The sequence below is a fragment of the Streptomyces neyagawaensis genome, from assembly GCF_023516595.1.
GTDB classification, from domain to species: Bacteria; Actinomycetota; Actinomycetes; order Streptomycetales; family Streptomycetaceae; genus Streptomyces; species Streptomyces neyagawaensis.
This window is the reverse complement of record NZ_JAMGBG010000132.1, coordinates 21,600-32,758: the sequence shown is the minus strand read 5'-3', so window position 1 is coordinate 32,758 and position 11,159 is coordinate 21,600. Positions and strand designations below refer to the sequence as shown.

The 11,159-nt window shown below is 71.8% G+C and carries 9 protein-coding genes, 1 tRNA gene, 1 pseudogene and 1 riboswitch; of the genes and pseudogenes, 8 read left to right on the top strand and 3 right to left on the bottom strand.

The genetic code is table 11. The features are described from left to right. The first annotated feature begins 35 nt into the window (after positions 1–35). The 3 genes and pseudogenes from M8J73_RS36885 (at position 36) to M8J73_RS36875 (ending at position 2,692) form a co-directional block, all read left to right on the top strand. Positions 36–1,424 carry an NAD(P)-binding domain-containing protein gene (locus M8J73_RS36885; protein WP_240501264.1) on the top strand — a complete coding sequence of 463 codons (1,389 nt, stop codon included), beginning with the start codon at positions 36–38 and terminating at the stop codon, positions 1,422–1,424. Between the two features lie 27 nt (positions 1,425–1,451). Then, positions 1,452–1,922: an ArsI/CadI family heavy metal resistance metalloenzyme gene (locus M8J73_RS36880; RefSeq protein ID WP_055538726.1), complete on the top strand. Its 471-nt coding sequence runs from the start codon at positions 1,452–1,454 to the stop codon at positions 1,920–1,922. Positions 1,923–1,952: 30 nt separating this feature from the next. After that, positions 1,953–2,692, top strand: a pseudogene (locus M8J73_RS36875) (hypothetical protein). Between the two features lie 101 nt (positions 2,693–2,793). Here M8J73_RS36875 and M8J73_RS36870 read toward each other — a convergent pair. Together M8J73_RS36870 and M8J73_RS36865 are read right to left on the bottom strand one after the other, a co-directional pair. Further along, a tRNA-Met gene (locus tag M8J73_RS36870) sits at positions 2,794–2,867 on the bottom strand. 73 nt (positions 2,868–2,940) lie between these two features. After that, positions 2,941–4,098, bottom strand: coding sequence for a dihydrofolate reductase family protein (locus M8J73_RS36865; protein WP_055538723.1), 1,158 nt, complete (start codon positions 4,096–4,098; stop codon positions 2,941–2,943). Between the two features lie 129 nt (positions 4,099–4,227). On the opposite strand from M8J73_RS36865, the gene M8J73_RS36860 reads away from it, so the two are divergent. The 5 genes from M8J73_RS36860 (at position 4,228) to M8J73_RS36840 (ending at position 9,289) form a co-directional block, all read left to right on the top strand. Then, a complete protein-coding gene (locus M8J73_RS36860; RefSeq protein ID WP_055538722.1) occupies positions 4,228–4,746 on the top strand; it encodes a MarR family winged helix-turn-helix transcriptional regulator in 519 nt (172 codons plus the stop codon). Between the two features lie 193 nt (positions 4,747–4,939). Continuing rightward, entirely contained in the window at positions 4,940–5,572 is a 633-nt protein-coding gene (locus M8J73_RS36855) for a GTP cyclohydrolase II (RefSeq protein WP_055538721.1), read from the top strand. A gap of 89 nt (positions 5,573–5,661) precedes the next feature. Continuing rightward, a complete protein-coding gene (locus tag M8J73_RS36850; protein ID WP_055538720.1) occupies positions 5,662–6,783 on the top strand; it encodes a PP2C family protein-serine/threonine phosphatase in 1,122 nt (373 codons plus the stop codon). A gap of 233 nt (positions 6,784–7,016) precedes the next feature. Further along, a riboswitch (cyclic di-AMP (ydaO/yuaA leader) is annotated at positions 7,017–7,172 on the top strand. A 10-nt stretch (positions 7,173–7,182) separates the two neighbouring features. Then, positions 7,183–8,235, top strand: coding sequence for a M23 family metallopeptidase (locus M8J73_RS36845; protein WP_055538719.1), 1,053 nt, complete (start codon positions 7,183–7,185; stop codon positions 8,233–8,235). A gap of 109 nt (positions 8,236–8,344) precedes the next feature. Next, positions 8,345–9,289, top strand: coding sequence for an aldo/keto reductase (locus M8J73_RS36840; RefSeq protein ID WP_055538718.1), 945 nt, complete (start codon positions 8,345–8,347; stop codon positions 9,287–9,289). Positions 9,290–9,697: 408 nt separating this feature from the next. Here M8J73_RS36840 and M8J73_RS36835 read toward each other — a convergent pair whose 3' ends face one another. Beyond that, on the bottom strand, positions 9,698–11,110 hold the full coding sequence (locus M8J73_RS36835; protein ID WP_249829597.1) for a PrsW family intramembrane metalloprotease: 1,413 nt from the start codon (positions 11,108–11,110) through the stop codon (positions 9,698–9,700). Positions 11,111–11,159: the final 49 nt, after the last annotated feature.

Sequence of the window (11,159 nt, the reverse complement as noted above, 5' to 3'; positions counted from 1 at the left end):
AGAGATCGACGGATATCGAAACAAAGGGGAATCCAGTGGCTGCGTCCATTGACGGTGTGCTCACCACCGGCCAGCTGCCCGTTGTGGTCATCGGCGCCGGCCCCATCGGCTTGGCCGCCGCCGCCCATCTCGTCGAACGCGGTCTGGAACCCCTGGTCCTGGAGGCTGGCCCGAGCGCGGCCGGCGCCGTCCGCGAGTGGTCCCACGTCCGGCTGTTCTCGACCTGGGGCGAGGTCATCGACCCGGCCGCCGAGAAGCTGCTCGCCCCGACCGGCTGGGTCCGCCCGGACGCCAACGCCTACCCGACGGGCGGCGATTGGGCCCAGCGCTACCTCCAGCCCCTCGCCGACGCCCTCGGGGACAGGGTCCGCTACGGCACCACCGTGACCGGCGTCGCCCGCGCCGGCCGCGACCGGATCGTCGACGCGGGGCGCGACGAGCAGCCCTTCACCGTGCACGTCCACTCCACCGACGGACGCGAGGAGCGGATCACCGCCCGCGCCGTCATCGACGCCTCCGGCACCTGGTCCGTCCCCAGCCCCATGGGTGCCGACGGCCTGCCCGCCCTCGGCGAGAAGGCCGCCGCCGAGCACATCACGTACCGAGTGCCGGACCTCGACGACCCCGCCATCCGTGCCCGTTACGCGGGCAGGCGCACTGCCGTCATCGGCTCCGGGGCCTCCGCCTTCACCGCCCTCGCCCTCCTCGCTGACCTCGCGAAGGACGAGGACGGCACGCACACCGTATGGATCCTTCGCCGTGGCATCGGCGCCAACACCTACGGCGGCGGCGAGGCCGACGAACTGCCCGCACGAGGCGCGCTGGGCCTGCGCGCCAAGGCCGCCGTCGAGGCCGGCCACGCAACCGCCGCCACCGGCTTCCGCACCGAGGCGGTCGAACGGGACGGCGACCAGCTCATCCTGATCGCGGAGGACGGCCGCCGCCTGGACCCGGTCGACGAGGTCATCGTCCTCACCGGCCTCCGCCCCGACCTGACGTTCCTCTCCGAACTCCGCCTGGGCCTCGACGAACGTCTCCAGGCCCCCACCGCCCTGGCCCCGCTCATCGACCCGAACGTCCACTCCTGCGGCACCGTCTACCCGCACGGCGTGAACGAGCTCTCCCACCCCGAGCAGGACGTCTACCTGGTCGGCATGAAGTCCTACGGCCGTGCGCCCACGTTCCTCGCCATGACCGGCTACGAGCAGGTCCGCTCCATCGCCGCCGCGATCGCCGGCGACCACGAAGCCGCCGAGCGGGTCGAACTCACGCTCCCCGAGACCGGTGTCTGCGGCGGCGCGGGTCTGTTCGACGAGCCCGACGCGGCACAGGGCAGCGAGGGCGGCGGATGCTGCGCTGCCCCCACCACGCTCCAGATCGGCACCGGCGCCCCGGCCGCCACTTCCGGCTCCGGCGGCTGCTGAACACCCACCCACCCAAGGAGGTTCGCCATGACATCCCGCGTACAGCTTGCCCTCCGCGTCCCCGATCTCGAAGCGTCCGTGGCGTTCTACACGAAGCTCTTCGGCACCGAGCCCGCCAAACTCCGGGACGGCTACGCCAACTTCGCCATCACCGAGCCCCCTCTCAAGCTCGTCCTCATCGAAGGCACCGCGGACGAGACGACCCGCATGGACCATCTCGGCGTCGAGGTCGAGTCGACCGAGGCGGTCCACGCCGCCACCGCCCGCCTGGGCGAGGCCGGCCTGGCCACCGACGTGGAGAACGACACCACCTGCTGCTACGCCCTCCAGGACAAGGTCTGGGTCCACGGCCCCGGCCAGGAACCCTGGGAGGTGTACGTGGTCAAAGCCGACGCCGACTCCCTCGCCAAACAGCAGGGCAGCACCTGCTGTACCGGTACGGGCGAGGCCGACACCAGCGCGAAGGAACCGGTCGCCGCCGCGGGCGGCTGCTGCTGATCCGATGACCGACTTCCGTCCAGCGGGGCCGTGACCGGGACGGGGGTCCGGTCACGGCCCCGCGCCGCGCTGCCCGCCCCGTGCGCCATCCAGATCACCAGCTGGGGAATCGTCTACTACGCCTTCCCCGTCCTCAATCCGCAGATCACCGCCGCCACAGGCTGGTCGACCACAGCCGCCGCCTTCTCGGGCGCGCTCCTGATCTCCGCCCTCACCGGCATACCCGTCGGCCGCATCCTCGACCGCCGAGGGCCACGCACCGTGACGACCACCGGGTCTGTCCTGGGTGTCCTCGCCGTGCCGGCCATCGCCTCCGCACCCAACCTGATCGCCTTCACAGCCGCCTGGCTCTTGGCCGGCGTCGCCATGGCCGCCACTTCTACCAGCCCGCCCTCGCCGCCCTCACCCGCTGGTGGGGCGCCGACCACCTGAGCTGGCGCAACACGTACGCCGTACTCGCCCTGGTCCTGGCCGGTCGCGGCGCCTCCGAGCGTGATCAGGGTGACGGTGCGGTGGCCGGCATGGTGCGGGGCAACCTCACACTCCTTCAAGCCACCGCCGTCACCGACCGCTGGGGTACCACCCACTACGGCCGCCCATCCGGCATCCTGGCCGCCCCGGCCACCATCGCCTCCGCTCTCGCCCCCTTCGCAGGGGCGGCCCTCGCCGGACCGCTCGGTGGATACCCCGGTCTGTTCACCACCCTCGCGCTGATCTCCGCCGCAGCAGCACTCCTCGCCCTGGGAAGTGAACCGGCCCGCCAGAGCTAGCGCGCCGCCAAGACGACGCATGCCCCGAGTTGTCCATCAGTCGACGCATACAAAGACCCGGGGCCGGAATCCTCATCGGATTCCGGCCCCGGGTCTTTCAGTAGCGGGGACAGGATTTGAACCTGCGACCTCTGGGTTATGAGCCCAGCGAGCTACCGAGCTGCTCCACCCCGCGTCGGTGAAACCAGTGTACGTCATGCGCGGGACTGCAAGCACACGGGTTTGTCGAGACCCCGAACACAGCCGTCTCAGCCCACCAGATGCCGGTTCGGCTCCTTCGCCCGGGCCTCGTACTCCGGTACGACGACGACCACCGCGCCCTCCTCGGCCAGGACCGCGTTGCGGGCCGTGGCGTCCGGCACGAACGTGTCCGGCTCGCGCCAGGCCGTGACGACGCGTCGTACGCCGGCGTCGAGGATGAGCCGGGCGCAGGGTGCCGGGCGTGAGGCGCGGCGGGCGCAGGGTTCCAGGCTGCTGTAGACCGTGGCGGAGGCCAGGCGCGGGTCGGTGGGGTCGAGCTTGGCGAGGGCCGCCTCCTCGGCGTGGGCGACGGGGTCGTCGGCCTCGCGGGAGTGGCCGCGGGCCAGCTCCGTACCGTCGGCGGCGACCACGACCGCGCCCACGCTGAAGGCCGTCCCGGAGGGCGGACACTCGGCAGCCAGCTCGCAGGCCAGGGCCAGCCAGTGGCGGTCGGCGGCGGAGACGGCGGGGCCGGTGCCGGGGACCGTGGGGACGTAGCGGATGAGGACGACGTCGCCGACCGGCCGTGTCTCCACCAGCCGCAGCCGACTCGTCGGGCCTCCCGGGTACGCGCCCGTCCCGAACATCCGCGGCGCCTCGGCCTCCCCTACGAACACCGGTGCGACGGCCAGCTGCAGTTCGTCCGCGAGGCCCTGCTGGAGCAGCTGGGTGTGGACGCGTCCGCCGCCCTCGACCATCAGCCGCCCCACACCGCGTACGTCACCGAGGTGGTCGAGGACGGCGGGCCACTCCAGGTCGGGGCCGACGGACACCACGTCCACGCCGGCCGGGCCGGTCGGCAGGCCCAGCGTGCGGAGATGGTCCGCGCCCTTGTCCGTCGTGTACACCACCTTCTCGCCGCCGGTGTGCCAGAACTGGGCCTTCGGATCCAGATCGCCGGACGCGCTGACCGTGACCTTGAGCGGGTACTCGGGCAGGCCTGCGGCGACGCGGGCGGCGCGGCGTTCGGGGGAATTCACCAGCAGCCGGGGGTTGTCGGTGCGCAGGGTGCCGGCGCCGATCAGGATGGCGTCGCTGGCCGCGCGCACCTCGTCGACCCGGTCGAAGTCGGCCGGGCCCGACAGGAGCAGCCGCTCGGGCCCGGTGTCGTCCAGGTAGCCGTCGAGGGAGACGGCGGCGGACAACAGGACATAGGGCTGGGGCATGGAGACGCTCCCTGGTCTGACGGGCTGGGATGGCGGGCTGAGCGGCTGGAACGACGGGCCGGCGGGTGGGGACGACGGACTGACCGGCAGGGCTTGGTTCAAGTTTTAAGCAATAACTACACTGTACGTATGACGACCCGCTGGCTCACCCCCGAGGAACAGCGTGCCTGGCATGCCTACCTCGCCGCGAGCACGCTCCTGGAGGACGCGCTCGACCGGCAGCTCCAGCAGGAGGCCGGCATGCCGCACCTCTATTACGCGGTGCTGGCCGTGCTCTCCGACGCGCCGGACCGGCGTATGCGGATGACCGATCTCGCCGAACACGCGAAGATCACGCGCAGCCGGCTGACGTACGTCGTGACGCGGTTGGAGAAGGACGGGGCGATCCGGCGCGAGAACTGCCAGTGGGACAAGCGCGGGAGCATCGCCGCCCTGACTGACGAGGGCCTCGCCCTGCTGGAGCGGCTGGCGCCCGGGCATGTGGAGGCGGTCCGCAAGTCGGTCTTCGACCACCTCACCCCCGAGCAGGTCGGCCAGTTCGAGGAGATCTGCTCGGCCATCGCGGCGGCGATCGAGGGTGAGGAGGCCCAGCGGAACGCCCCCGACGACCTGCCATGGCGCCGCCGTTCCTGCTCCTCGGGTCAGTGACTTCGCCGCCGCCCGTCTTCGTCCGGCCGTCAGGGGGGGGGCGGCCTTTATTCCCCTCTCCCCCTGATGTGACGCATCCCAAAACCGACTGCCTACCGTTGCTTGAAATTTGAAGCAGGGGATAGAGTCGCGGCGAGCGCTGTGATTCAAAACTGAAGCACAGCGGCAGTCGCACCAGGACCGGAGAACCCGCATGCCCGACTTCCCCGCTGCCACCCCGCGTGCCCGCGTCCGGGTACCGCTGCGCTTCCAGGACGGTTACGGCGTCGACGCCGAGATGGTCACCTTCCACGGCCTCGTCGACGGCCGTGAGCACCTGGCGATCGTGCTCGGCGACCCCGCCCCCGGCACGGCCCCGCTGGTCCGGATGCACTCCGAGTGCCTGACCGGCGACGTCTTCGGCTCGGCCCGCTGCGACTGCGGTCCCCAGCTGCGCGAGGCGGTGGAGCGGATCGCCGAGCAGGGCGGGGTGCTCCTCTACCTCCGCCAGGAGGGCCGCGGCATCGGCCTCTACAACAAGCTCGACGCGTACGCCCTCCAGGACCAGGGCCTCGACACCTACGAGGCGAACACGGCCCTCGGGCTGCCGGAGGACGCCCGCGACTACACGGCCGCGGCCCAGATGCTGGGCGCCCTCGGCATCGACGAGCTGGATCTGCTCTCCAACAACCCCGACAAGGCGCAGCAACTGCGCGACCTCGGCGTCGGCGTCCGGCACCGCGTCCCCACCGGCGTCTTCACCACCGCCCACAACGTCCGCTACCTCCGGGCGAAGGTCCTCACCACTCAGCACACCCTGCCCCTGACGGAACTGACGGCGGGCTGAACGCCCGAGGGGAAGGCCGGCGGACACGGCCTAACCCACTCGGCCCCGCCGACTGGCTCGCCCCGGGCCGCCCCCTGAACCTGGGACGGGTGGGGCAGTTACAGGGTGCGAACAGGTCGGACGGCCGGCGGTTCTACTACGCCCGCGCCCTCGTGCGGGCCCTGCCCGTCCTCCTCGTCCTCGGTGGCCTCTGCTACGACCACTTCATGCCGCGTGAACTCACGGCCGTCCCCTTCTTCACCGCGGCGCCCCTGGTGGCCGCGCCGCTGCTGTCGCTGGCGGGCACCGTGGTGACCGGTGCCGCCTCCCTCGGCGGCGTCCTCGCCGTGCGCCTCCGGTACAGCGGTGTGGGCGAGGCGGACGCGCTCACCGAGGTCTCGACCGTCGCCACCGTCGCCGTCCTGGCCGTGGCCATCAACCGGCTCGTCCGGCGCAGTGACGCCCGCCTCGCCACCGCCCGCGAGATCGCGGAGGCGGCGCAGCGGGCCGTTCTGCCGAGGCCCGAGGAACGGATCGGGGGGCTGGAGATCGCGGCCCGGTACGAGGCCGCGCAGGCCGGGGCGTCGATCGGCGGCGATCTGTACGCGGTGCAGGACTCGCCCCACGGAGTACGGCTGATCGTGGGGGACGTACGCGGCAAGGGGCTCGGCGCGGTGGCGGCGGTGGCCGTGCTGATCGGCGCGTTCCGGGAGGCGGCCGAGCAGGAGTCGACGCTGGAGGCCGTGGCCCAGCGGCTGGAGCGGGCGCTCGCGCGGGAGGTCACCCGGCGGGACGCCGCGCGGCGGGATCCCACCGTGCCGCACGAGGGGTTCGTGACGGCCGTCCTCGCGGAGTTCCCGCACGGCGCCGGGCTGGCCCGCATCGTCAACCGGGGTCATCCGACCCCGCTGCTGCTCCACGCCGACGGCGCGCTGTGGACCCTCGAAGCCCCGTGGACCACGCTGCCGCTCGGCCTCGACGAGCTGGGCACCTGGCCGGACCGCGCGGAGGAGGTCGTGTTCCCGGCCGGCTCGACGCTGCTGTTCTACACGGACGGCCTGTCCGAGGCGCGGAACGCGGACGGCGTCTTCTACGACCCGGCCGTCCGGCTGGCCGGCCGTACCTTCCCCGCCCCGCGCGCCCTGTTGACGACGCTCGCCGAAGAGGTCCGCGAGCACACCGGCGGCGGCACCACGGACGACATGGCGCTGCTGGCCGTGCACCGCCCCTGAGAAATATCACTGAACGTGCTCACTCGAACCCCCTCCGCATTACAACTGACGCACCGTCAGTGCAACGGGAGCGTTCGAAGCGAGGCCAACTCGCCCGTTTTCCACCCCTCATGACCCGTAAGTCCAGCGCAAAAAGCCGAACGATCATTCAGAATCGCTTGGAATGCCGCCCCCGCGTCTATTAACGTTCGATAACGCAGCGCGGTCGTCCCAGCCGTCACAAGAGGCGGCTCCGTGCTCACGCGCCGAATCCCGTTGGGAACCGGGGAACCACCACCCTGGGGTGAATCGCGCGGAAACCGTCGTGGAAGCACGTCCGGTTTACGCGCGTAGGAGACCTTCCGCTCCGAACCCGTCAGCTAACCCGGTAGGCGGTAGGAAGGAAAGGAGTACGCCCACGTGGCGTCCAACCGGTCCGCGACCGAAGCCCCGTTCGTGCCGAGCCAACGCAGCGGTGAGCCCGAGACCTTCGGCTTCGGCAGCTACGACAGCGACAACGAGGGCCCCTTCCAGGAGTGGAACCCCACCGCGGAGTCCCTCCGTCCCGTCCGCGGCCGGCATCGCGTGGCCAAGACCAAGCAGCGTGGCGGCTTCGCCCGTAGCTCCACGGTTCTCGGCGTCGGCGTCATAGCCGCCGTCAGCGGCGCCGGCATGGCCAGCGCCCAGAGCGGCAAGGCCCCGGTGGCCATCTCCATGCCGGACATGCCGAACGTGGGCTCCGTCTTCGAGGACGACGACACCCCCGACGAGCCCGAGGGCTCGACCGCCCCGCTCAGCCAGGCCGGCCTCATCGCCGCCGACACCCAGCAGGGCACCACCGACGCCGGCGAGGCGCTGCGCGCGCGCATCATGCAGCAGGCCGAGTCCCAGCAGGACGCGTTCGACCTGAAGGCCGCCGAGGCCGCCCAGACCGCCGCCGCGAAGAAGGCCGCGGACCAGGCCGCCGAGGAGAAGAAGGAAGCCGAGGCCAAGGAGGCCGCCGCCAAGAAGAAGGCGGAGGAAGAGGCCGCGAAGAAGAAGGAAGCCGAGCGCCTGGCCGCCCTGGCCAAGCAGTTCACGCTGCCGACCTCCTCGTACACGATCACCTCCACCTTCGGCCAGGCCGGCCCCTACTGGTCGTCCGGCTACCACACCGGCCTCGACTTCGCCGCCCCCACGGGCACCCTCATCAAGGCCGTCCACAGCGGCACGATCACGCAGGCGGGCTGGGACGGCTCGTACGGCTACAAGACCGTGCTCACGCTCGATGACGGCACCGAGATCTGGTACGCCCACCAGTCCTCCATCGGCGTCAGCGTCGGCCAGAAGGTCGGCACGGGCGACGTCATCGGCCGCGTCGGCGCCACGGGCAACGTCACCGGCGCCCACCTCCACATGGAGGTCCACACGGCGGGCTCGGGCAACGGCATCGACCCGGCGGCGTGGCTGCGCAGCAAGGGCCTGACCATCTGACCTCGGACCCCCCGAAACGGATGTGACGCCGCGTGAGGCCAAGGGCCTGACGCGGCGTCCGTCATGTGACCCGGAATGCGATCGTTCGACCCGGTGGTTGAAACAACACATGACTTCTCTTCGCAAGCTGGGCACGTCCGACCTCGAGGTCTTCCCGCTCTCCCTCGGCGGCAACGTCTTCGGCTGGACGGCGGACGAAACAGAGTCCTTCGCCGTCCTCGACGCCTACGCCGACGCCGGCGGCAACTTCATCGACACCGCCGACTCCTACTCCGCGTGGGTCGACGGCAACACGGGCGGTGAGTCCGAGACGATCATCGGCAAGTGGATGAAGGCCCGCGGCAACCGCTCCGACGTGGTGATCGCGACGAAGGTGAGCCAGCACCCCGAGTACCAGGGCCTCTCCGCCGCCACCATCAAGGCCGCCGCGGACGCCTCGCTGGCCCGCCTGGGCACCGACCACATCGATCTCTACTACACGCACTTCGACAGGCCCGAGGTGCCCGTGGAGGAGATCATCACCGCCCTCGACGACCTGGTGAAGGCGGGCAAGGTCCGCGCGATCGCCGCGTCCAACATCACCCCCGAGCGCCTCCAGGCCTCCCTGGACTTCTCGACCCGCGAGGGCCTGGCCCGCTATGTGGCGCTCCAGCCGCACTACAACCTGGTCTCCCGCGACACGTACGAGGGCGCCCTCCAGTCGGTGGCCGCCGAAGCGGGCCTCTCCGCCGTCCCCTACTTCGCCCTGGCCAAGGGCTTCCTCACCGGCAAGTACCGCCCCGGCACCACGGTCGACAGCCCTCGCGCCGCGGGCGCCGGCGCCTACCTCGACACCCCGAGGGGCACCCGCGTCCTCGCGGCCCTCGACGAGATCGCCCGGTCCAGGAACGCGGAGATCGCCACGATCGCCCTGGCCTGGCTCACGGCCCAGCCGACGGTCACCGCCCCCATCGCCTCGGCCCGCACCACCACCCAACTCCCCCCACTCCTGGCGGTAGCCGACCTCACCCTCACCCCCGAGGAACTGAAAACCCTGACAGAGGCATCGGAGTAGCCCCCGGAGGCGGCGCAAGCCCCCGCGGCGGGCGGGTCGCGTACGGACGTAAGGGGGTGTGTGAGGGGGCGGCGCGCAAGCCCGCGCGGTGGGTGTGCCGCGTACGGCCGAGCGGGCGCATGTGAGGGGGCGGCGCGCAAGCCCGCGCGGTGGGTGTGCCGCGTACGGCCGAGCGGGCGCATGTGAGGGGGGCGGCGCGCAAGCCCCCGCGGCGGGCGGGTCGCGTACGGACGTGAGGGGGTGTGTCGGGGGGTGTCCGCCCGCAGCGGTTGGCGCGTCAACGGGTCCCGCTTCCCGAGAACCCGATTCCGCGCCGTTCCGAGGACGGACACCCCCCGGCGCGCCCCCGACCCACCCCCCATCCGAAGGCGCCCCAGCCCCCACAAGCCGCAAGCAACCCGCCGACCGCTAAGACCAGTACGGCCGATACGGCACAGCCTGAACCGCCGGACTCCCCCCGTACGGCGCCACCGCCCCGGCCCCGTAGCCAAGCCCCGGCCCGTACCCGTACCCGTACCCGTACCCGTACCCGTACCCGTACCCCTGCCCATACCCCGGCCAAGGCGACGGCATCGGCATCGGCGCCAGCGGCGCAGCCACCGGCACCACCCCCCGCCCCGCATACGCCAACGCCGGCCGAGCCAGCTCCCGCCGCCGCCACAGCTCGAACAGCAGCTGCCGCTCGCGGAGCACGAAGTCACCCCCGCCCCGCCCCAACCGCCCCCGCCGCCGCAGAAACGCCAGCGACGTCGCGTACGCCTCGTACTCCGCGACGACCCGGGCGCCCCCCTTGCCGAAGTGGTACGACGCATAGTCCCGCGCCACCCTCCGGGCCCGCATCGACCCCAGCACGAACGGCTCGGGCGGCGTCAGCCACCCCGCCGCCGCGTACACCGGCAGTTCCTCCCGCACGGCCCGCAGCTCCCGCTGCCGCACCCAGATCGACAACCACGTCAGCAGCCCGAACATCGGCACCATGAACACCGCGTAGACCGCGAAGAACCCGTACTCCCCGAACGCCGCGGACCCGTTCCAGACCGCGTGCATGCCCATCGCGAGCAGGAGCCCGCCGACCGGCACCAGCATCCGCCGCACGGGCTGCCGTTCCCCGGCCCTGGCCGCGATCCCGAACCCGATGCCGGTGAGCACGGTGAACAGGGGGTGCGCGAACGGCGACATGATCACCCGCACGAAGAACGTCGCGGCGGTGACCGACGCGAACCCGCTCCCCCCGCTGAGCTGGTCCGTTCCGAACGCGGTCCCGAGGTACAGGATGTTCTCGGTGAACGCGAACCCGGTCGCCGTGACGCCCGCGATCACCACCCCGTCGACGAGGCCCGTGAAGTTCCGACGCCGGAACAGGAAGATCAACAGTACGGCCGCGGCCTTGGCGGTCTCCTCGACGACGGGCGCTATGACGGTGGCGCCGAGGGTGTCGGCGTGCGACGGGTCGGCCGTGGCCGTGGCTATCCATTGGGTGGCGAAGCTGTTCGCCACGATCGCGATGAGCGCCGCCGCGCACGCCCCCCAGGCGAATGCGAACAGCATGTTCTTCCAGGGCCCGGGTTCCACCTGGTCCAGCCACCGGAACGCGGCCACGAGCAGCGGGACGGGCAGCACCGCGAGCCCCAGCCCGACGAGGAACCCCTCGGTGCCGGTCTGCTCGCGGACGAGCGCCAGGATGACGAGCCCGGACAGCGCGAGCAGTGCGATGAGGGAGCCGTACTTGACGCTCTTCCGCTGCCACCAGCGCGGGGGCCTGAACGCACCTCCCCCGGCGGTGCCGCTGGGGTGCGTCGGGTAGAGGGGACCGGTGGCCATTGCGTTGACCCTAACGAGCGATGGGCGCTGCCCGCGACGTCGTACCGTA